The sequence below is a fragment of the Rhodococcus sp. CH91 genome, from assembly GCF_022554085.1.
Taxonomy (GTDB): Bacteria; Actinomycetota; Actinomycetes; order Mycobacteriales; family Mycobacteriaceae; genus Rhodococcus.
In genome coordinates this window covers 1-1,598 of the sequence record NZ_JAKFYR010000029.1, presented here as the reverse complement: position 1 = coordinate 1,598, position 1,598 = coordinate 1, and the positions used below count along the sequence as shown (strand labels likewise).

General features: G+C 68.5%; 1 protein-coding gene. It reads right to left on the bottom strand.

Annotated elements, in window-relative coordinates; genetic code table 11:
• The coding region (gene pgi / locus MOM01_RS22925; RefSeq protein WP_241387747.1) for a glucose-6-phosphate isomerase at positions 1–1,598 on the bottom strand (1,598 nt) is incomplete at both ends.

Genomic DNA, 1,598 nt, shown 5'->3' with positions numbered 1-1,598 from the left:
CATGTGCCGGTAGGTGGTGATCAGACGGTCGGTGGATGCGTCCCCGGTGTCGGGACGCTCGTCGCCGGTCAGCACCGCCTGCAGGGCGGTGGCCTGGGTCTTGCCGAGTTCGACACCCCACTGATCGAACGAGTCGATCCCCCACACCACCCCCTGGACGAACACCTGATGCTCGTAGAACGCGACGATCTGCCCGAGCACCGCCGGGCTCAGCTCCGGAGCGAGGACCGTCGTCGACGGCCGATCACCGGGCATCACCTTGTGCGCCACCAACGCCTCGTCGACACCCTCGGCGCGGACCTCACCCGCATCCCGCCCGAACGCGAGCACGGTGGCCTGAGCGAACATGTTCGCCAGCAACAACACCTGCATCGAGGTCGTCCCGTCCCGGGCGGGCAGATCGTCCCCGGCCCGGGCGAAACCGAGAAAATCGACCGGCACCGTCTCGGTGCCCTGATGCAGCAACTGGAAGAACGCGTGCTGACCGCCCGTGCCCGGCTCCCCCCAGAACACCTCCCCGGTCGGACAACGCACCGGTGCCCCGTCCGCCCGCACCGATTTACCGTTCGATTCCATCGCCAGCTGCTGCAGATAGGCCGGCAACCGCGCCAGATCCTGCGCATAGGGCACCACCGCCCGCGAACGATGCCCGAGCACACTGGCGTTCCACACCCCGATCAACCCCGCCAGCAGCGGCGCATTCCGCGCCGGGGCGGCGGTACGGAAATGGGTGTCGATGGCGTGCATCCCGGCGAGGAACTCCCCGAAGCGTTCCTTGCCGATCGCGCACATCACCGCCAACCCGATCGCCGAGCCCACCGAATAGCGGCCGCCGACCCAATCCCAGAACTCGAACATGTGCGCCGGGTCGATACCGAACTCGACCACCCGCTCGGTGTGCGTGGACACCGCCACGAAATGCGCCGCGACCGCGTCCTCACCCAGGGCGGCGACGAGCCAGCGGCGGGCGGCGGCGGCATTGGACAACGTTTCGAGGGTGGAGAAGGTCTTCGACGCGACGATGAACACGGTGGCCGCCGGATCCAGACCGGTCAGCGCCGCGGTCAGATCGGCCGGGTCGACGTTGGAGACGAACCGCACCGCCGGGCCGTCGTGGAAACGCCGCAACGCCCGGGTGGCCATCGCCGGACCCAGATCCGAACCACCGATCCCGATGTTGACCACCGTGGTGATCTTCTCCCCGGTGGCCCCGCGCCAGTCGCCGCTGCGGAGCCGGTCGGTGAACTCCCCCATCCGGTCGAGCACCGCATGCACCTGCGCGACCACATCGACCCCGTCGACGATCAGTTTCGCCTCGCGGGGCAGGCGCAGCGCGGTGTGCAGCACCGCCCGGTCCTCGGTGACATTGAGGTGCGCACCCGAGAACATCGCCGCACGCGCCGCCCCCACCCCACTCTGCTCCGCCAACTCGAGCAGAGAGTGCATCACACCGTCATCGACACGCTGCTTGCTGAAGTCGACCACCAGATCCCCGGCCGGGATCGTCAACGCCTGCACCCGCTCCGGTTCGGTGGCGAACAACTCGCGCAGAGACCTCGACCGGAGCCGGTCACGATGGTTTTCCAGAGCTTTCCACG